At 62.3% G+C, this 18,998-nt stretch carries 14 protein-coding genes, 1 pseudogene and 1 riboswitch; of the genes and pseudogenes, 8 read left to right on the top strand and 7 right to left on the bottom strand.

From position 1 onward, the window contains the following. Window positions 1-256: 256 nt before the first annotated feature. The gene (locus ACF8MI_RS16485; RefSeq protein ID WP_060499395.1) at window positions 257-973 is read left to right on the top strand and encodes an MgtC/SapB family protein; all 717 of its coding nucleotides are present in this window, start codon (window positions 257-259) and stop codon (window positions 971-973) included. Between the two features lie 14 nt (window positions 974-987). Then, on the top strand, window positions 988-1,497 hold the full coding sequence (locus ACF8MI_RS16490) for a GNAT family N-acetyltransferase (protein ID WP_060499394.1): 510 nt from the start codon (window positions 988-990) through the stop codon (window positions 1,495-1,497). A gap of 8 nt (window positions 1,498-1,505) precedes the next feature. Here the strand turns inward: ACF8MI_RS16490 and ACF8MI_RS16495 are convergent, their stop codons facing one another. Then, complete coding sequence (locus ACF8MI_RS16495; protein ID WP_060499393.1) at window positions 1,506-2,492, bottom strand: DNA-binding protein; 987 nt, start codon at window positions 2,490-2,492, stop codon at window positions 1,506-1,508. A 240-nt stretch (window positions 2,493-2,732) separates the two neighbouring features. Here ACF8MI_RS16495 and ACF8MI_RS16500 point away from each other — a divergent pair, with 240 nt between their 5' ends. Then, a complete protein-coding gene (locus tag ACF8MI_RS16500; RefSeq protein ID WP_104834717.1) occupies window positions 2,733-4,244 on the top strand; it encodes a hypothetical protein in 1,512 nt (503 codons plus the stop codon). Between the two features lie 57 nt (window positions 4,245-4,301). Here the strand turns inward: ACF8MI_RS16500 and codA are convergent, their stop codons facing one another. The 3 genes from codA to ACF8MI_RS16515 form a co-directional block, all read right to left on the bottom strand. Then, window positions 4,302-5,543, bottom strand: coding sequence for a cytosine deaminase (codA, locus tag ACF8MI_RS16505; protein ID WP_060499391.1), 1,242 nt, complete (start codon window positions 5,541-5,543; stop codon window positions 4,302-4,304). Window positions 5,544-5,631: 88 nt separating this feature from the next. Then, window positions 5,632-6,294 carry a thiaminase II gene (gene tenA / locus ACF8MI_RS16510; protein ID WP_186723301.1) on the bottom strand — a complete coding sequence of 221 codons (663 nt, stop codon included), beginning with the start codon at window positions 6,292-6,294 and terminating at the stop codon, window positions 5,632-5,634. Continuing rightward, on the bottom strand, window positions 6,291-6,938 hold the full coding sequence (locus ACF8MI_RS16515) for a TenA family protein (RefSeq protein WP_060499389.1): 648 nt from the start codon (window positions 6,936-6,938) through the stop codon (window positions 6,291-6,293). The genes tenA and ACF8MI_RS16515 overlap by 4 nt, the downstream gene beginning before the upstream one ends. Window positions 6,939-7,016: 78 nt before the next feature. Beyond that, a riboswitch (TPP riboswitch) is annotated at window positions 7,017-7,131 on the bottom strand. 249 nt (window positions 7,132-7,380) lie between these two features. Between ACF8MI_RS16515 and ACF8MI_RS16520 the strand changes: the two genes are divergently transcribed. The 4 genes and pseudogenes from ACF8MI_RS16520 (at window position 7,381) to ACF8MI_RS16535 (ending at window position 14,593) form a co-directional block, all read left to right on the top strand. Then, window positions 7,381-10,776 carry an Ig-like domain-containing protein gene (locus ACF8MI_RS16520; protein ID WP_200929355.1) on the top strand — a complete coding sequence of 1,132 codons (3,396 nt, stop codon included), beginning with the start codon at window positions 7,381-7,383 and terminating at the stop codon, window positions 10,774-10,776. 55 nt (window positions 10,777-10,831) lie between these two features. After that, window positions 10,832-11,815, top strand: a complete 984-nt coding sequence (locus ACF8MI_RS16525; protein ID WP_156866945.1) for an SCO family protein — start codon at window positions 10,832-10,834, stop codon at window positions 11,813-11,815. Between the two features lie 216 nt (window positions 11,816-12,031). Beyond that, window positions 12,032-13,585: pseudogene (locus tag ACF8MI_RS16530) on the top strand (putative bifunctional diguanylate cyclase/phosphodiesterase); the annotation flags it as partial. 57 nt (window positions 13,586-13,642) lie between these two features. After that, entirely contained in the window at window positions 13,643-14,593 is a 951-nt protein-coding gene (locus ACF8MI_RS16535) for a site-specific integrase (protein ID WP_016715244.1), read from the top strand. Here the strand turns inward: ACF8MI_RS16535 and ACF8MI_RS16540 are convergent. Beyond that, window positions 14,583-15,491: an SMP-30/gluconolactonase/LRE family protein gene (locus ACF8MI_RS16540; protein WP_233458228.1), complete on the bottom strand. Its 909-nt coding sequence runs from the start codon at window positions 15,489-15,491 to the stop codon at window positions 14,583-14,585. The genes ACF8MI_RS16535 and ACF8MI_RS16540 overlap by 11 nt on opposite strands. A gap of 205 nt (window positions 15,492-15,696) precedes the next feature. Between ACF8MI_RS16540 and ACF8MI_RS16545 the strand changes: the two genes are divergently transcribed. Further along, window positions 15,697-16,602, top strand: coding sequence for a LysR substrate-binding domain-containing protein (locus ACF8MI_RS16545; protein ID WP_060499383.1), 906 nt, complete (start codon window positions 15,697-15,699; stop codon window positions 16,600-16,602). Here the strand turns inward: ACF8MI_RS16545 and ACF8MI_RS16550 are convergent, their stop codons facing one another. Then, entirely contained in the window at window positions 16,603-17,742 is a 1,140-nt protein-coding gene (locus ACF8MI_RS16550) for a glycerate kinase (RefSeq protein ID WP_200929354.1), read from the bottom strand. A gap of 128 nt (window positions 17,743-17,870) precedes the next feature. Further along, on the bottom strand, window positions 17,871-18,968 hold the full coding sequence (locus ACF8MI_RS16555; protein ID WP_104834725.1) for a sugar diacid recognition domain-containing protein: 1,098 nt from the start codon (window positions 18,966-18,968) through the stop codon (window positions 17,871-17,873). Window positions 18,969-18,998 lie beyond the last annotated feature (30 nt).

Here is an 18,998-nt window from a genome sequence, read left to right on the forward strand (position 1 = left end):
CGTATGGTCCGCGACGCAATTTTGCCTTCCTCAACAGGAGACCTGCCTTGGACAGTAGCCCCAGTCGCTTGCGACAGGCCCGCGTGGCGCACTAGCCCGGCAGTGTCCTGCACTGTCTGGCCGCCCTGGCAAGACGGTGGTTTCCTGTAACCCCCGCTTTTCCTCCCTTCCTCGTGGTCCTGCGCATTGTTCTGGTTTTTCAACCGCGCCAACTGATGGCGTTCATGCGGGTGTATGCCTGCGCAAGAGGTTTGCTATGGATTGGAAAGTATTTCTGCTGCGCGTCAGCATTGCCTTGCTGTTGGGGGCGTTGATCGGTGCCGAACGGCAATTGCGCCAACGCCTGACCGGGCTGCGCACCAATGCGCTGGTCAGCACCGGTGCTTGCCTGTTCGTGCTGATGACCCAGGCGGTGCCAGGCATGGCTCCTACCGATGCATCGCGCGTCGCCGCCTATGTGGTGTCGGGCATCGGCTTTCTCGGGGGTGGAGTGATCATGCGTGACGGCTTCAACGTACGAGGCCTGAACACTGCAGCCACCTTGTGGTGCACGGCGGCAGTGGGTGTGCTGTGCAGCCTTGGGCTGCTGTTGGAGGCGGCATTGGGTAGCCTGGTGGTGCTATGTGCCAATATCCTGCTGCGTGATATCGCCCAGCGCCTGGACCGTCAGGACGTGGTGCCGGCCAGCGAGGTGGAGCAGCACTTCGAAGTGCGAATCGTCTGCCGTGCCGAGGACGAAATCCAGGTGCGCAGCCTGATGCTGCATAGCCTGGGCGATCCGCAACTGCGGCTGCAGTCACTGCAAAGCCAGGACCTGGACAGCCCGCCGCGCCTGGAAGTACGCGCCGAGCTGTTGGGCACCGCGCAGGCACCCGCGCAACTGGAGCGGCTGGTCAGCCGGGTGAGCCTGGAGAAAGGTGTAAGCTCGGTGCGCTGGCAATTACAGCCGCAGGCACTGGCGGCGGATTACTGAAACAGGAGTGATTCATGCGTATCCGCCCTACCCTCAAGCGCGATATTCAACACCTGCCGGACGTAGAGCGTTCGGCAGCCCAGGCGTTTGCCGGCTGGCCAACGCTGGCCTGGCTGGCGCAAGGTGATGTGATGGATTGCGTTGCGCACAGGGCTTTCGTCGACGCGGGCGGTAGCTGGGTGGCCGAGGACGATAATGGGTGGCTTGCCGGTTTTGCTTGTGCCCGGCGTGAAGGGCAGGCTCTGCACCTTTATGAAATATCGGTGCGCCAGGAGGTTCAAGGGCAAGGCGTGGGGCGGCGTTTGCTGCAGCAAGTGGCTGATGCCGCGCGTGACGCAGGCCTGCGCGAGCTCACGTTGACCACCTTTGCCAAGGTGCCCTGGAATGCGCCCTTCTATGCACGGTTCGGGTTCGAGGTGCTCGATGAGCGGCTGCTGAGCCCCCGGTTACGGGAAATCCTGGCCAATGAACGTGCGCACGGCCTCACTGAGCGTTGTGCAATGCGCCGTTACGTCGAACATTAGACGGCCCGTCACTCTGCATGTGCCGGCAGCTGTGCCCTGCATTGCGCCAACGCCGCATCGCGTTCTTTTAACTGCTCTTCATACCGCAGCAACTGCCGCGCCTGTTCCGCGCACACGTCGCGCCTGGTTTCCAGGTGCTGCGCTTGCATATCCAGCTGCCGGCGCATTTCTTCGCTGGCACCTTGTGCCTGGGCCAGGATCGTCCGCAAGCCCTGGATCTGCGCATCGCGTTGCTCCAGCAACTCGTCCTGCGCCCGGCACTCGCTGGCGGCCTGGCGGTGCTCACCCAGCAAACGCTCATTATCGCGGTGCAAGCGGGTCAGCTCGTCCTGCTTGACGATCATGCCCTGCTGCAGTTGGCGCACTTCCACCTGCATCTGCTGCAGTTGTGCTTCATGACGGCGCTGTTCCTGCTCGCGCTGTTCACGGCTGGCATTGCGGTAATGCTCCAGAGCATCGCGGGCATGGCAGTGTTTGTCCTCCAGTGACTTCACCTGTTCGTCCTTGTCGGCAAGGCGCACCTGCAACTCACCCAGTGACTGGTTGAGGCTGGCGCTGCGCAGCTGTTCGGCTTGCAGCGTGCTTTGCGTGGTCAACCGCTTTTCCGTCTCGTCGGCCAAGGCCGCTGCATCGATCTGATGCTGCTGCTGCGCTGCCGCCAGGGCCTGACGGACGATTTCCAGCTGGGCCTCAAGCTGCTCTCGCTGTTGGGTGAAGGTGCTTTCGGCCTGTTCGATCTTCAGGTCGGCCTCATCTTGTAGCTGCGTGGCCAATTGCCCGACCAGGCGGCTTAGCACATCGCTTAGCGCCGCGCCGCCTTCGGATGCCACGGGTTGCTGGCCGTTCAATTCCTTCAGGTAGCGGTGAATCGTGGTTTTCGAGCCGGTATTGCCCAGCTCGATACGTATGGCATCGATGCTGGGGTTCTCGCCGCGGGCAATCAACGCCTGACGTGCCTGCTGAACCACCACCTTGTTGATACCGCCCCGGGCCATGCGTGCTCCTACGATTTTGTACTGTGTTATGTAGCATGTAATTACGTACTGATTATGTCCATAACAACGCTCACCTGCAAACGTTTCCTAAGGAAGAATAATCACGGCTTATCGAATGTGATAGATGAAACAGCCGCCAATCAGCTGTACGCAGGCACCTGTCATTTCTGCCAGTTGTGCGAACCCATACCACTTGCTCAAATCCAGTTTCGTGCAAGTCAACTGGGCAGGAGGTAGTAAATGAAGCACACCATTGAAAACGAGCAAGACCCTGATGGGGCGGCGGATCACCAATCGCTCAGCAATCCGCCGTTTTTTGGTTTGTTCAGCAAGGAAACGCTCAACCTTCACTGGGACCGCTATCACAGCAGTCACACCGGCAAGGTCAGTGACAAGGTCAGTTATGAGGAAGCCACCGAAAACGGCTACTGGAAATTTGGGGCCATCGACCTCGGCAGTGCCTCGATGCGTTTTCAGGAGCGTGATCTGCTCGTCAACGTGCCTGTGCTCTATGATTTAGGTTTTAAAACCCGCAGGCAGCCTGGTTCTTCCAGTCAGCGCGTGTGGGACGCTCACCAACGTTACCCTTCGACGGATGCGCAACTGACCGTCAAACTGCCGTTTTTTGATAATCCTGCTCAATTCCATATTGCCGATGACGGCAAACTCATGCTGCGGCTGTCCAAGGGCACCTGTATTGAAACCGTGGGCAGTGGCTACGACAGCGCGCTGCTTCTAGAAGAGCTGACAAAGCGAAATGGGGTTCGCCTGCCTGATACTTCCCCCCCAAGAGGAACGCTGCGCGGCGAGCTGACCGGTCAGTTCTCAGACGCAGGTAGCGCCGTGATGTACACCGCAGCCGAATCGTCGATGGCCGACGGTGCCAAAGCACACCCCATTGCCAGCGAGCCAGTGCCTTTCGCCATCTATTTTCACGACACGGCGTTCCCTGAGGTCGCTCAAAGCAAGCCTCCCCAGGACATGAACTGCGTGGTGTCCCTATTTGCGCCAAATGAAACCGTTACATTCCGGTACGGGGTTTACGACTCGCAAAGCGGTTACTATGGCGCTCAGTTCGGCATGGCCAGCGTATTCAGCGCCCCAGTTTCTGTCTCTCTGGCGGCACAAAAACCATCGATTACACCCTTGCTGCGGCAGGTAAATCCAGGCGACGAGAAGCAGGCACTCACCCTTGAACCCTCGAGCGCCAACGCACAATGGGCATTCGAGGGCTCACCCGTAGGTAAGCTTGAGAACGAGAGCGGCAACCGGTTCTATTACCCGCCGCCCCGGTTAACGCCAGCTGTCACGCTTAACGAAAACAACAAAACCAATGTACCTGCGGCATTGAAGGCAGATCTGGAGCACCCTCTTTATGCCGACGTGATCAATGCTACTGCAGCCGGTCAAACGGCAACGTCGACATTCCTGACCCAGTACGCTCCTGAAACGCACTTTTTCAAGGCGCACCTGGCTTCAGGCAAAGTGCGCCTGGCAATGTGGTATACCAAATGGGGCGCTACCACGCCCGTCGAGGTGAGTGCCGCGAAAACCCAGTGGGTTCGCATTGCGGGCAATGGCAATATTGATAGCAACGGTGTGTTCTCTCCGGCCTCAAGCCAGCCAACTCCGTTCACTGTCCTGCTGGCTAAAGATGTGACGGAAGACGACGGGTACTACTATTGGGCCTACATCGTATTACCGCTGCCGACACTGGAGCCCGAAAAGGTGCTGGAGTTGATCAACGGCTGACTCAAACCCTCGAGCGGATTGCTCGGCCCAGCACCCTGGGCCGAGGCTGAAGCAACGTCAGAGAAAACGTTGCACTTGCGCCGGCGTGCGCCGCATCAGTACCTTGCCATTGCGCACAGACACCAGCGCATGCCCCTGGCTACGCACCATTTCGTAGTCGTCAGGCGCCGACAGCAGTAACAGGTTGGCCGGCCGCCCCACCTCAATTCCGTAGCGTTCGCCCAGGTTCAGCGTGCGGGCGCTGTTGTCAGTGATCAGGTCCAGGCAGCGCTGCAGGTCTTCGTAACCGAGCATGTGGCAGATGTGCAGCCCGGCTTCGAGAATGCGCAGGATGTTGCCATTACCGAGCGGGTACCAAGGGTCGACGATGGAGTCCTGGCCAAAGCACACGTTCATGCCGGCGCGGTCGATCTCGGCCACGCGAGTGACGCCGCGGCGTTTCGGGTAGTTGTCGAAGCGCCCTTGCAGGTGAATGCTCTCGGTCGGGCAAGACACGAAGTTGATGCCCGACAGTTTCAGCAGGCGGAACAGCTTGTAGCAGTAGGCATTGTCATACGAACCCATGGCCACGGTATGGCTGGCGGTTACCCGGGCGCCCATACCGCGCACCCTGGCTTCTTCGGCCAGCACTTCAAGGAAGCGCGACTGCGGGTCGTCGGTCTCGTCGCAGTGCACGTCCACCAGGCAGCCGGTACGTTCGGCCAGGTCCATCAGGAACTTCACCGACGACACGCCCTGGTCGCGGGTGTTCTCGAAATGCGGAATGCCGCCCACCACATCGGCACCGATGGCCACGGCTTCTGTCATCAGCGCCCGCCCATTGGCATACGACTCGATACCCTCCTGAGGGAAGGCGACGATCTGCAAGTCGATCAACTCGCGCACGTCGTCACGCACCTCGACCATGGCCTTAAGTGCGGTAAGGCTCGGGTCGGTGACATCGACATGGGTCCGTACATGCTGGATTCCGTGGTCCACCAGCATGCCGATGGTTTTTCTCGCGCGGACCTTGATGTCGTCGTGGGTGGTGATTTCCTTACGCTCGGCCCAACGCTCGATGCCTTCGAACAACGTGCCGCTCATATTCCACTTCGGCTCGCCGGCGGTCAGGGTGGCATCCAGATGAATGTGCGGTTCCACAAAGGGTGCCACCACCAGGTTTTGACCGGCATCAAGGTCATCGATAGAAACGGGTGCCACCACCTCGGCCTGGGGCACGATGGTGGCAATGCGCTCGCCGCTCAGTTCGATGCGGTACAAACCGGGCTTGCCGCGCAAGCGTGCATTGATAATGTTCATGCTGTTACTCCTTGGGCTCGCTTATCGCCGCTACCTGCATAGTGGTCGAGCCCAAGGGGATCCGCCAGTGCCTGGCGCAGGTATCGATTTACTGGCTGTCCAGCCCCATCTGCCAGAAATCAGCCTCCAGGCTGGAAGCTTGCCCAAAAATCCCCGCCAGGTCTGCGAAGCGCTGTTCGGTCATGCTCCGCGCTGCCAGTTCATCCAGGTGCTTACGCGCTGCCGCCGCCACGCCTTGATAGCCTTCCCCGGCATATTCACCAATCCACTCGCGGTACGGGTGGTTGCTCAAATCGCCGATCCGTTCCGCCAGGGTCCGGCCGATTTCGGCATAGCCGATCACGCAAGGCGCCAGCGCCACATGCAGTTCCAGCAGGTCGCCGGCGGCACCGCAGTCCAGTACATAGCGGGTATAGGCCACCGTGGCCTGGTGCTCGGGCGCAGCTTCGATATCGGCCTGGGTCAACCCCCAGCGCGCGCACAGGCGCAGGTGCAGTTCGGTTTCATCCAGGATCGCTGCCAGCCCGGCCTGCGCGGCGCGTATGTCCGCCGGGCGGCGGCTTTTATAGGCGGCCAACGCCCAGGCACGGGCGAACTGGATAAGGAACAGGTAATCCTGCACCAGGTAAGTCCGGAACGCGTCCTCACTCAACGTGCCCTCGCCCATCTGCCGCACAAAGTCATGGTCGACGTAGCTGTTCCACTGTTGGGTCGCGACAGCCTTGAGGCGCTCGAAGATATCCATGCTCACTTGCCCTCCGGGTAGACGGCATCGAAGAATGCCAGCTCCAGCTCGACGGTGCGTTGGTAGAAATCACTGGCCAGTGCGGCTTCCTGCGGGCCAACGCGGTCCAGCTCGGCTTGCAGGAAGGCAACGAAGGCCTGGAAGTCCGGGTTGTCGTGAAGGGTGATCCACTCGGCATGAACGAAGTTGTCCGGCATCGGTTTCGGCGCCTTCAGTGCCCAGTCCAGGTACAGGCCTTCGGCAACATTGAGCACCGCCAGCGCCGCCGCATAGGAGCGGGTAGCTGCCGCTTCGCGCATGATCGCCTTGAAACCTGCGGTTGGCGCAGTGTCGGCAGGTTCAGTGCGCTGCGCCGGGCTTACCTCCAGGGCCTCGAAGGCGCGCAGGAAGTAGGTATTCTCATCACTGGAGATCATCCCGGCGAAACGGCCGAAGCGCAGGCGGGCCTCGAACGTGTCGGCGGTGGCGATGGCCGCGCCCAGCAAGGTCAGGAAGCTGTCGAGGAAACGGTGGTCCTGCACCAGGTAGTCGACCATGATCGGGGCCGGCAGGCTGCCGTCGCACAATTGGGTCACGAAACGGTGGCCAACGGCCGCCGACCAAGTCGGCTCGCTTTGGCGGCGCAGGTACTGGCTGAAACGTTCGGTCATGTTGCTGTCCTTGACGGGGGTGACAGCGAGACCTTGGTGGTGAGCATGGACGGGCCTCGCAGTGAGGCCGGCAAAAAGGCAGGTTACGAATCCCATCCCTTCGCCGGCATGATCCGGATCAGGTTCGAAGGGTCACCGCGCTGCAACGTTCAGCGGTTTCTCAGCCCGTTGCCGGGCTCCCCTTGGTGGCGTTCAGGTATACCCCAGTGAGTCGGTGCTGTCACTACCCAACCCCCAAAGCCTGGGCACCGGGTGACCCGCTAGTGGGGACATATCCCCATCTTTGACGCCCTGTTATTTAGCGCACATCAGACGCCACAAGGATTTGTTTAACAAAGCATTACTGAAATAGATGTTGGCACAGCCGTTGCTCAGGGCATTTTACCGGGCAAAACGCCTTTGATGGCTCTAAGCCATACAGCCGCGAGCGAGGCATAAGGCAATGAAAACACCTGTCGTGATCCACCCAGCCAGGCATGCATTCCAGCTGTCCACCGTCACCGCGCTGATGCTCAGCCTCGGGCTGATCACGGCTACAGCGGCCCCCCTCGACGATAACAGCCCGCCGCCGCCAACCGATCCCTCCGCCTACACCGACCAACCGGCTGATCCGACCCCGGCCTTGTTGAACCTCAATACATTGCCTGAAGCCAACCAAGGTTCGCTGGAGCTGACCAATGGTGTGTATGGCGACCGCGATACGGTGCGCACCGACAACGTACTACCGCCTGCCCTGCAAACGTCGGACAGGTACCCTACCAACGGCAAGCCCAGCCCGCTGTTTGGTGCGCAGCCGTTCACCCAGCAGCTGTTGCTGTTTGAAGAATTCGGCACAGAAAAGCTCGACCCCACCCTGCCACCGCCCAGCCTGACCTTCCCGGTTCCCACCCTGGGGGCCGCCCCGGCGCAGGACCCCAATGTCGTAGCCCGCAGCAGCCCCAGTGGCACTGCGCTGGAGGCTTTCCTCAAGCAACCCGGGCTTTACCCGTTCCCGACCCAGTACGCCAACGTGCTCGACCGCAACCCGTGGAAGGCGCAGATCGAGATGTTCCTGAACCGCCAGCCGGTCGGCTCCCCGGCTGAAGGCCGTCCACCAGGAAAAAGCTGGTCACACCAGCGCTGGAACGAGTTTTACCCGCAAGCTGCGTTCAAGACCGCGCAAGCCGGTGCGCGCATCAACCAGGGCCTGCGCGACCGCAATCAACTGCACAACTATGCGGTCGGTGAATTTGCCCCGGGCGGGCTGTACTACCAGACCTCCGACATCCCGACCACGCTGGGCACCACCAAGGGTATCGACACCCGCTTCCACCCGAATATGCCGCTGCAGAACCACAAGTCGCTGTGGACGTTCGATGGCACCTTCCCGGTCAAATTGCTGATGGTGCGCTATGGCCAGCCGGTGCTGATGCGTCATTACAACGCCCTGCCGATCGACCCTTCGGCCAACGGCGGTTTTGGCTTGCACACCATCTCGACCCACGAGCACAACGGCCACTCCCCGGCCGAAAGCGACGGCTTTGCCAACGCTTACTTCTTCCCCGGCCAGTACTATGACTACCGTTGGCCGGTGCAGCTGGCCGGCTACGACACCATCAACACCCGCGCACAAGACCCGCGTGCCGCGTTCCCTTGCTCACCGGGTGAAACCCTGTTCGTCAATGACGGCTCGCCAGGGCTGAAAACCTGTCAGAACGGCAGCATAAAGATCCGTGGCGACTGGCGCGAAACCATGAGTACCCACTGGTTCCACGACCACATGATGGATTTCACGGCGCAGAACGTCTACAAGGGCAACGCCGTGATGATGAACTACTACAGCGCCCTGGACCGCGGCAACGAGGCCCTGCAGGATGGCGTGAACCTGCGCTTCCCCAGCGGTTCGGGCATGCCTTGGGGCAACCGCGACTACGACGTCAACCTGGTGATGGCCGACAAGGCCTGGGATGCCAACGGCCAGCTGTGGTTCAACCCGTTCAACACCGATGGCTTCCTTGGCGACCAGATGCTGGTCAACTGGCAGTACCAGCCCAAGCTCAAGGTGCGCGCGCGCAGTTACCGCTTCCGTCTGCTCAATGGCTCGGTATCCCGCTACTTCAAGTTCGCCGTCGTGCGTGAAATCGCCGGGACCAGCGGCGAATTCAAGGGGCCATCCGGCTCCAACGTCTCCTATGCGCGGGTGCCGTTCCACATGATCGCCAACGACGGCAACATCATGGAGCACGCCGTGCCATTCGACGGCACCATGGACCTCAACGGTGACGGCAACCTGCAGGACAACAACGGTATCCTGCCGCTGCAAGGTATCGCCGAGCGCTACGACATCATCATCAACTTCGCCAAGAACGGCATCAAGGTGGGCGACAAGCTGTACTTCGTCAACCTGGAGGAACACCGCACCGGCAAGGGCCCGGAAGGTGCCATTTCGCTGGCCGACGTGCTGTCGGAGAAATACAAGGCCGTCATCAAGCAGACCAGCAAAGGCCCACAGTGGGATAACGGCGACCCGCTGGTCGGCAAGTTCCTGCAGTTGATCGTGCAGCCCTATAGCGGCCAGGACGTGAGCATGGACCCGGTGGTTTATGAGCCGGCAAAACCGGGCAAAGCCGAAGGCCTGAAGATGCTGCCGCTGCCCATTGACCGCAACTCGACCGCCGACCAGGCCAAGATCAAGGATGCCCGCCACCGCGAGTTCATCTTTGGTCGCTCCGACGGCACCGACACCACCCCCTGGACCATCAAGACCGATGGTGGCTTCGGCTACAGCATGGACCCACGGCGCATCAGTGCTGCGCCACAACTGGCCCAGCAGTCCACCGATGGCGGCTTCAGCGGCGACGGCACGCTGGAAGTGTGGAAGATCGTCAACGGCGGCAATGGCTGGAGCCATCCGGTGCATGTGCACTTCGAGGAAGGTGTGATTCTTAGCCGCGACGGCAAGGCGCCGCCAGAATGGGAGAAATGGGCACGCAAGGACGTCTACCGCATCGGGCCAGATGCCGATTCGTCGGAAGAAGTGGAAATGGCTATTCGCTTGCGCGAGTTCGCCGGTACCTACATGGAGCACTGCCACAACACCCAGCACGAAGACTCCTCGATGCTGCTGCGCTGGGACATTGAACACCCAGGGCAGTTCCAGGTGATGCCGACCCCGCTGCCAGGTTGGGATGGCGTGCAATACATGGCGTCGGTGGGCCTGCCGACCTTCCGCACCAAAGGCAAGGACGACAACGATGATGCTGCCAACAAGCCACCGGTCGCGGCCAACGACAGTGCGGCAACCACAGCGGGCAAGCCGATCACCCTGAACGTGCTGGCCAACGACACCGACCCGGAAGGTAACCTGCCATTGACTGTCGTTGGCCTCAGCCAGCCAGACTCCGGTCAGGGTAGCGTCAGCACCAATGGCACCACGGTGACCTACACCCCGCCGGCCACGGTCGCCACACCGTTCACCGCCAGCTTCAACTACACGGCGCGGGATTCCAAAGGGGCCGAGTCGGTGAACCCGGCCACGGTCAACATCGCGGTGAGCCAGGCGGCAGCGGTCGATCAGGTCCAGGTCGCCAGTGCTTCGGTCCAGGTACGCAGTGGCAACCGCTACACCTGGGAAGTGGCGGGCGCCACCACGGTGGCGACCGGCAACAGCATTACCGTGACCGCTGCCTCTACCAGCGGCCCGCTGAGCCTGGGCAATGCCACCCTGACTGCGGCCACCACCGGCGCTCGCTGGAAGCTGTCGGTGACCACTACCGGTACTGGCCCGGCAACACCGGCCACAGTAACCGTGAAATCGGCGTTGGGGCAGAGTGTGACCGTGCCCATCAGTATCAAGTGACTGCAAAGCGGGGCCGCCTCGCGGCCCCAGCCAGCCAACCGACGAGGACTGCATCATGCCCGGCTCATGGCGTTTCCTGCTGGTGCTCGCGCTGTTCGCCGCCAGCATCCCGTTGTGGCCGTTGCAGCCGCAACAACCGGTGGCCAAAGAAGCTGAAAGCCCTTGGGGTGCCGACTACTTTCCCAACATCCCCCTGCTCACCCAGGACGGTGAGCAAGTGCATTTCTTCGATGACCTGATCAAAGACAAGGTTGTCGCCATCAACTTCATCTTCACCGGCTGTTCCGATTCCTGTCCGGTAGAGACCGCACGCCTGCGCCAGGTGCAGAAGATTCTTGGTGACCGGGTCGGCAAGGACATTTTCCTGTACTCCATCAGCATCGACCCTTACAACGACACGCCCGCCACCCTCGAACGTTACGCTGAAAAGTTCGGTATCGGCCCCGGCTGGACACTGCTCACCGGTGAACCTGACGACATCGAACGGTTGCGCCGCAGCCTGGGGCTGTGGATTGACGGCCTGGAAAACGGCCGTTCCAAGGACCACAACCTGAGCCTGATCATCGGTAACCAAGCCACCGGCCGCTGGATGAAGGCTTCACCCTTCGAAAGCCCGTACATCCTCGCCGATCGCCTGGGCAACAGCCTGCACAACTGGAAGCAGGCCAGTGCCCTGAACAATGACTACGCCCAAGCCCCGGAAGTACGCCCGCCAAGCAGTGGCGAGCAGATCTTCCGCACCCGTTGCTCATCCTGCCACACGCTGGGCAATACCGAGTTGGGGCAACCCGGTATAGGTCCCGACCTGCTGGGCGTGACCCGCCAGCGTGATGCCAACTGGCTGACCCGCTGGTTGAAAGAACCCGACCGCATGCTGGCAGAAAAAGACCCCCTGGCCATGCTGCTGTACGAGCAGTACAACCGCCTGGCGATGCCCAACATGCGCCTGGGTGATGCCGAAGTCAGCGCCTTGATGACCTACATGGAAGAGGAAACCGCACGCCTTCAGGCGCCCTTGGCGGATACGGGAAACCCTTAACGGCGATTAGCTATCAGTCATCAGCCTGTCACCTTATTGTCGTATTTTTCGAGCATCACCCAGGGTCGGGAACTATCAGCAGTGATTCGCCGTTCGCTTTCATCCACCCGCCTTCTGCGGCTGCTGATCCTGATGCTGTGTGCAGCCACTTTGGCCTTTCTTTGGGGGCTGCACATCCTCTCCGTAACCGCCGCCCACCCGGCGTGCGGCCTTGGCCTGTATACACCCTCGGCATTGCCCTATTCGCGGCAGTTCTGGCTGAACCTGGGCATGACCCTGCTGATCCTCGGCAGTTTGTTGTGCACCTTGCGCCTGCTGCGCAAGCACCAGGAGGCTTTCAACGCACTGGAGCAGGCCCAACAGGTCAACCAGCAACTGATCGGGCGCCTTGAGGACGAACACCGGCGCAGCAGCCACGCCGCCGCCACCGACCACCTCAGCGGGTTGCACAACCGTCGCCAGTTTGTCGAGGTGGCGGGCCACGCGCTTACCCGGCAACGGGGCAAGCGCCGGCTGATGGCGATACTGTTCATCGACATGGACCGCTTCAAGTCGATCAACGACTCGCTCGGGCACAAGATCGGCGACCTGCTGCTGCAGGCTGTGGCCGGGCGCATCCAGCGCCTTCTGGACCCCGGCGACGAGGCTTCGCGCTTTGGCGGCGACGAATTCGTGGTGCTGCTGGCAGGCGAACGCAGCGAGGAACAGATCAATACCTGGGTTCGCGAACTGGTCCAGCGGTTGTCGGCCACCTATGCCCTGGATGGCCAGGAGGTCAATACCAGCCCCAGCGTGGGCGTAAGCATCTGCCCTCGCGACGGCCAGGACATCGACAGCCTGATCCGCAGTGCCGACGCGGCGATGTATTCGGCCAAACAGGCCGGGCGCGCGCAATATCGCTTCTTCGACCCCTCACTGAACCTGGCCGACATTCAGGCCTTCACCCTCGAACAGGCGTTCGGCAGTGCCTTGGCCGAGCGCCAGTTCGTGCTGCACTACCAGCCACAGATTCGCCTCGACACCCAGCAAGTGATGGGCTACGAAGCGCTGGTGCGCTGGGATCACCCCGAATTCGGCCTGCTGTACCCGGACCGCTTCATCGACCTGGCCGAACGCAGTGGCTTCATTGTCGAGCTGGGTTGGGAGGTGTTGCGCCTGGCGTGCGAGGCATTATCGGGGTGGGATGCCCTGGGCCGAGAGACGCGGCTGGCGGTCAATGTCTCCGCCCTGCAACTGCGCCAGGACGACTTCGCTACGCGGTTGCTGAACGAACTGCAACAGTATGCAATTGCGCCGCAGCGGCTTGAGCTGGAAATCACTGAAACCACCATCCTCGACCCGGAAAGTACCGCCGTGGCGCACTTGCACACCCTGCGCAGCGCGGGCCTGGGCATCAGCCTGGACGATTTCGGCCGCGGTTACGCCGGCTTCGCCCACCTGCATTCGCTGCCGCTAAGCAAGCTGAAAATCGACCGCTCGCTGATCGCCCCCTTGTCCAACAGCCATGACGACAGCCCGATCGTGACCTCCACCATCATCCTGGCCAAACGGCTGGGCCTTGAAGTGGTGGCCGAAGGTGTGGAAACCCGTGAGCAGGTGGTGTGCCTGAAACTGGCGGGTTGCGATATTGCCCAGGGCTATCACTTCAGCCGACCGCTGTCGCCGGCACAGTTGCGCGACTACCCGCACTTCAACGGCATCGAGGCCTCGCACGATACCATGGGGCTGGTGCCGGCCCGGCAGGATGGTGTTGCCCCGACGCCGCATTAGGTGCTTGTCCTGGGATTTCGGTTTATCGTGTGCCCATCACCCACCGACAGCCGCACCATGACCGATATCGAGCGCTACCTTCGCGCCGCCACCCGTGACAACACCCGGCGCAGCTACCAGGCCGCCATCGAGCACTTCGAAAGCCACTGGGGCGGCTTTCTCCCGGCCACCGCCGAGAGCATCGCCCGCTACCTGGTCGAACATGCCGAACACCACGCCGTCAGTACCCTGCGTCAGCGCCTGGCCGCGCTCAGTCAATGGCACGTCGCCCAAGGTTTCCCCGACCCGACCAAGGCACCGCTGGTACGTCAGGTTCTACGCGGCATCCGCACCCTGCACCCGACGCCGCCCAGGCAGGCCGCCCCGCTGTTGCTGCAACACCTGCAAACCGCCGTGGCATGTTTTGAAGAGGAGGCTCGCCAGGCCCGCGAACACCACGACCTGGCCGCCCTGCGCCGGGCACGCCGCGACACTGCGTTGCTGTTGCTGGGCTTCTGGCGAGGTTTTCGCGGTGATGAACTGGCACGCTTGCGCATCGAACATATCCAGGCCGAAGCCGGTGTCGGCATCACGCTGTTCCTGCCGCGCAGCAAAGGTGACCGCGAAGCCTTGGGCGTGCAGCACCGCACCCCTGCCCTCAAGGCCCTGTGCCCGGTAACGGCCTACCTGCAATGGCTGGAAGTTGCCGGCATTGCCCATGGGCCGGTGTTTCGCAAGCTTGACCGCTGGGGCAACCTCGGTGAAAGCGCGCTCAACAGCAACAGCCTGGTCGGCCTGTTGCGGCGCATGCTGGAACGTGCCGGGGTACCGGCGGCGCTGTATACCGGCCACTCGCTACGGCGTGGCTTTGCCACCTGGGCCACAGCCAATGGCTGGGAACTAAAATCACTGATGAGCTACGTGGGCTGGAAAGACGCCAAGTCGGCGCTGCGCTACATCGACTCGGCGCAGCGTTTTGGCGAGCTGGCCGTGTTGCCGGCCAGCCAGGCCCAAGCGCTTATTCCTTGAAGCTGTGCCGGGCGACACCGCCAATTGTCGGGTGGACGGCATACAGGTCGCCAGCATCCGGATAATGGAGCAGGTCTTCAGGGCTCATGTCGAAACGCGCGGTGCTGATGAACAAGGTATTCATGCCGGGCCCGCCAAAGCAGCAACTGGTGGGGCACGGTACCGGCATCAGTACCTGATCGGTCAGGTGGCCGTGGCGGTCGTAGCGCAGCAGGCAGCTGCCATGGTACTGGCACACCCACAGCCCGCCTTCGCGGTCCAGCGCCAGGCCATCTGGCCGCCCCAGTTCGGCAGGGGTTTCGGCAAACAGCGTAACAGCGCCCAGCCGGCCCTCCATGAGGTACTCGGCACGGTAGATGGCGCGCGCCGCCGAATCGACGAAGTATACCGTCTGGCCGTCTTGCGACCAGGCAACCCCAGTGGGCAAGGCCATGTCATCGTGGATGACCTCGTCGCTCAACTGCCCGTCAAAACGGAACAGCGCCCCGGTATTGCCGCTAAGGGCATCGTCCATCAAGCCGGTAACGAAGCGCCCTTGCGGGTCACAGGCGCCGTCGTTGAAGCGGAAGGTGGAGCGTGGATGGACCGATGCCGAATGCTGGCATACCTTGCGCGCCGCCACATCGAAGATGGCCACGCTGGCATCTTCGGTGAAAATCAGGTTGCCCCGGTCGGTCAGCGCAAGGGCGCCAATGCGCGCGGCTGACGCGTAAAGGTTCTCGACTTCGCCGTTTGGCGTCAGGCAGTTGATGCGCCCGCCAGAAATATCGATGAAGTACAACGCGCCGTTACGCTCATCCCAGACCAGGCTTTCGCCCAGGTCGGCGCGGGTATTGGCGACCTTGACTGGCACGCCGCTGCATTCCTTGATGCGGGGCGATCGTCCGGCCTGCCCCATGCCATAGACCAAGCCCAGGCCCTGTGCGGCATCGGTGACGGCCGCACCTTCGTTGTGGAAAGGCTCTGTAACGGGCATTTCTGGCTACCTTCGATTCTCCTTTTTACGATAACAACAAAAAATTCAATGACTTAATATTAAAAGCATGCAACTTTGATATCTCAGGGATATCACCACCGAGTCGCCACGCTGAAGGAATGCTTGATTGATCGAAACACGCTTGCTCAGGCAGTTCATCGCCGTGGCCGAAGAGCTTCATTTTCACAAGGCTGCCGAGCGCCTGCACATGGCACAGCCGCCGCTGAGCCAGGCGATCAGCCGCCTGGAAGAAAAACTCGGTTTCAGCTTGTTCTTGCGCAATACGCGCGGGGTGCGTCTGACCCCGGCTGGCACAGCCTTTCGCGATACGGCTTACCGCGTGCTTGCCGAGCTGGAACAGGGCATCGAGTACGCCCGTAATGTCTCTGCGGGTGTCAGCGGGAAACTGACCATCACGGCCATTTCCATCGCCTATTACGACTCGCTGCTCAACCGCTTGCGGCGCTATCGTGAGACTTACCCGAACGTGCAGCTGACCCTGCGCGAGATGCCATCGGCGACGCAGGCCAAGGCGCTGCTGGCCGGCGAGGCGGATATCGGCTTCATGCGCAGGCTACCGCTGCCGGTGGGTACGCTGGAGTCACGGCTGCTGCTTGACGAGCAGATAGTCATGGCGCTGCCCGCCAGCCATGTGAAAGCGCAGCAAGGCGATGTCGACCTGCGCGAGTTTGCCAATGAGGACTTTGTGTTTACCCCGCAAGCGTTGGGCGGCGGCTACCATGCCCAGCTGGTTGCCCTGTGCGAGTCGGCCGGCTTCTACCCTCGGGTGGTGCAGGAAGCCGCACAGATTCATACCCTGCTGGGACTGGTCGCCTGTGGTTTCGGTGTGGCCCTGGTGCCGGCTTCATTCGCCCGATCGACTCCGCGCGAGCGCGTACAGTTCTGTGCGATCCGCCCGATAGACGAGCAATCCACCCCAGGCATCGGCCTGTACATGAAATGGAACGCCCAGAATGCCTCGCCTGCGCTGGCCAATTTCATCGCCCTGTTCGAAGACGCAAAAACGCGTTGATCAGGCGCGCGCGGCGCAGCGCCATAACCGGCCCACGTCACAAGCCCGAGCCTGCAGCAGTTCTGCCGCGTTGGCACACGCTTGCTCCAGGCTCATCGGCCCGCTGGCCAACGCAAATGCAGCATCGACCCCATGGGCATACAACTGCTGGTAGCCCTCACCCAGTGTCCCGGCCAGCACCACCACCGGCACACCGTGGCGCTTGGCGACCCGGGCAACCCCCATCGGCGTCTTGCCGCGCAGTGTCTGGGCATCGAAACGCCCCTCACCCGTCACCACCAGGTCCGCGCCCTGCACCAAGGCGTCAAGGCCGGCCAGTTCGGCCACCACATCTACCCCCGGGCGGAACTGTGCCCCCATGAACGCACGGGCGGCGAAGCCCATACCACCGGCAGCGCCGCACCCAGGGTAGTCGCGCACATCGTCGCCCAGCAGCTGTGCACAATGGTCGGCAAAATGCCCCAGCGCCTGGTCCAACGCCTGCACCTGCTGCGGGTTAGCGCCCTTCTGCGGGCCGAAAATCGCCGATGCGCCGTTGGCGCCGCACAGCGGGTTGTCGACGTCCGCCGCGACTTCGAATTGCACCTCGGCCAGGCGCGGGTCGAGGTGACTGGCGTCGATCCGCGCCAGCTTCGCCAGTGCCAGGCCACCTTCCTCCAGCGCTTGCCCCTCGGCATCCAGCAGGCGCAGGCCCAGCGCGCGCAGCATGCCGCTGCCTGCATCGTTGGTGGCGCTACCACCGATGGCCAGTACCACCCGCTGTGCGCCGGCGGCCAAGGCGGCGGCAATCAGCTCGCCGGTGCCCCAGGTGCTGCTGCGGCACGCATCACGCTGGTCGGTTGGCACCAGCTGCAAGCCACTGGCCTGGGCCATTTCGATGATGGCCGTGCGGCTTTGTGGCAGCCACCCCCAACCGGCTTCGACGCTGTGCCCCAGTGGCCCACGTACCGCTTGGAGGCGCAGTTCGCCGTGGCTGGCCGCCAGGATCGCCTCCATGGTGCCTTCGCCGCCGTCGGCCATTGGGCACTCGACCAAGGCTGCGTCCGGCCACGCCCGGCTCAGGCCAGCAGCGATGGCACGGGCGACACCGGCAGCATCGAGGCTGTCCTTGAACGAGTCGGGGGCAATGACGATCTTCATGGGGATTCTCCTGTCCTGATGAGCGGCATGCTGACAGGTGCCCGCCAGGCTGGCCTCGGTCAAATGCACAAACCGCCGGGCGGGTTGTTTGGGCAGATGCCTTCGTGGCGGCGCCTGCAGGCGCCGCGTCAGTCAGCAGGCAACAGCTGCAACCCCAGGTACAAGCTCAGCATCCCCTCCATGCGCAGCGGGTCGACCTCACCCAGTTCGGCAATCCGTTCCAGCCGATAGCGCAGGCTGTTGCGGTGGATGCCCAAGGCATCGGCACAGGCCTGGCTCTGGCCGTCATGGGCACACCACGCGCGCAGGGTGGTGAGCAACTGCCCACTGTTGTCCTTGGCGCGAATGCGCTGCAACGGTTCCAGCAGTTCATCCAGCGCATCGTCGTTGCGATGCCGCCACAGCAGTGCCGGTAGCCGGTAGCGATGCAGGCTCAGCAAGCGCTCGGCGGGGAGTACCTCGCGCCCGTAGGCCAGCAAGTCTCGCACTCGGCGATAACCTCGGCGCAGTTGTTCCAAGCTCTGCGCGGTACTGCCCAAAGCCAGGCGCTCCACGCCCCAGCCATGGCGTTGCAGCCGCTCGAGCAGGCGTGGCTCATCCAGCTTCACACCTGCGGGCCGACACCACAGCAACGACCGCCGCGCCGGGCTGACACACCAGCTGTCCGGGTAGCGGCTCAGCAACCACGCGGCAAGCGCCTCGGCGGGCGGCCCCGAGGCCAGCTCGAACAGGCAAGGCACCCGTGGCAACTGCGGCTTCAGGCCCAGTTGCCGGGCTTCGTCGAGCAAGCGTGGCGAGTCGCCGCTGCCGCCTAGCAACAGCGCCAGCAGGTCATCACAACGCTGGCGTCGCCATTGCTGGTCGGCTTGCAAATGGCGCTGGGCCAGCAGCATCTCGGCGGTCATCCGTACCAGTTCACCATAGGTGCGCACCTGTTGCGGGTCACCCGTCAGGCCCAGTACGCCCATCAGCCGGCCATCGAGCATCAGCGGCAGGTTCACCCCGGGCTGCACGCCCTTCAGGCATTTGGCCGCATCAGTATCCAGCTCGACGATACGGCCATTGGCCAGGACCAGTTGCGCGCCTTCATGGCGGGTGTTGATACGCTCCGGTTCACCGCTGCCCAGGATCAACCCCTGGCTGTCCATGACATTGACGTTGCACGGCAGAATGGCCATCGCCCGGTCAACGATATCCTGCGCCAGGTCATGGTCGAGTTCGAACATTGCGGGGTCCTTTAGGTGTCAGGCTTTTGG

The organism is Pseudomonas sp. yb_9 (genome assembly GCF_043103635.1).
In the GTDB taxonomy this organism is placed as follows: Bacteria; Pseudomonadota; Gammaproteobacteria; order Pseudomonadales; family Pseudomonadaceae; genus Aquipseudomonas; species Aquipseudomonas monteilii.

Excerpts from the sequence above, each read along its gene's own strand:
- ACF8MI_RS16485 (WP_060499395.1), top strand. The coding sequence starts at position 257 with ATGGATTGGAAAGTATTTCTGCTGCGCGTCAGCATTGCCTTGCTGTTG.
- ACF8MI_RS16490 (WP_060499394.1), top strand. The coding sequence starts at position 988 with ATGCGTATCCGCCCTACCCTCAAGCGCGATATTCAACACCTGCCGGAC.
- ACF8MI_RS16495 (WP_060499393.1), bottom strand. The coding sequence starts at position 2,492 with ATGGCCCGGGGCGGTATCAACAAGGTGGTGGTTCAGCAGGCACGTCAG.
- ACF8MI_RS16500 (WP_104834717.1), top strand. The coding sequence starts at position 2,733 with ATGAAGCACACCATTGAAAACGAGCAAGACCCTGATGGGGCGGCGGAT.
- codA (WP_060499391.1), bottom strand. The coding sequence starts at position 5,543 with ATGAACATTATCAATGCACGCTTGCGCGGCAAGCCCGGTTTGTACCGC.
- ACF8MI_RS16515 (WP_060499389.1), bottom strand. The coding sequence starts at position 6,938 with ATGACCGAACGTTTCAGCCAGTACCTGCGCCGCCAAAGCGAGCCGACT.
- ACF8MI_RS16520 (WP_200929355.1), top strand. The coding sequence starts at position 7,381 with ATGAAAACACCTGTCGTGATCCACCCAGCCAGGCATGCATTCCAGCTG.
- ACF8MI_RS16525 (WP_156866945.1), top strand. The coding sequence starts at position 10,832 with ATGCCCGGCTCATGGCGTTTCCTGCTGGTGCTCGCGCTGTTCGCCGCC.
- ACF8MI_RS16535 (WP_016715244.1), top strand. The coding sequence starts at position 13,643 with ATGACCGATATCGAGCGCTACCTTCGCGCCGCCACCCGTGACAACACC.
- ACF8MI_RS16540 (WP_233458228.1), bottom strand. The coding sequence starts at position 15,491 with ATGGGGCAGGCCGGACGATCGCCCCGCATCAAGGAATGCAGCGGCGTG.
- ACF8MI_RS16550 (WP_200929354.1), bottom strand. The coding sequence starts at position 17,742 with ATGAAGATCGTCATTGCCCCCGACTCGTTCAAGGACAGCCTCGATGCT.
- ACF8MI_RS16555 (WP_104834725.1), bottom strand. The coding sequence starts at position 18,968 with ATGTTCGAACTCGACCATGACCTGGCGCAGGATATCGTTGACCGGGCG.